Raw genomic sequence first — 298 nt, forward strand, 5'->3', positions numbered from 1 at the left:
TGGCGCAGCTTCCTTGAACTGTGCTCACATTTCGCTGTTGCCGATTATCCCTGCTTCGCCCTCGGCGAGATTGGTGACGTGCGAGGTTCTCGATGCCTGCAATCGAACGACCGGCTTGCCGGAGGAGTCCTGTCCGAAAAACACGACGCCGGCGGCCTGAAATACCTGGCGCATCGCAAGCAGCCTTTCTGGCGAGGGAAGATGGCGCCCACGCTCGAATTCGCGAATGCTCGCTTCGCTCAAATCACATTTTGCCCCAAGCCGCACCCGCGGCCAGTTCAACAAGGCTCGGGCGGCC

Annotated in this window: 1 protein-coding gene; it reads right to left on the bottom strand. The window is 60.7% G+C overall.

Going from position 1 to position 298, the window contains the following annotated elements; translation table 11 throughout:
* Window positions 1-24: 24 nt before the first annotated feature.
* The coding region (locus EN874_RS33075; protein ID WP_135884742.1) for a helix-turn-helix transcriptional regulator at window positions 25-298 on the bottom strand (274 nt) is incomplete at its 5' end.

It is taken from the genome of Mesorhizobium sp. M1D.F.Ca.ET.231.01.1.1, assembly GCF_003999155.2.
GTDB lineage: Bacteria > Pseudomonadota > Alphaproteobacteria > Rhizobiales > Rhizobiaceae > Mesorhizobium.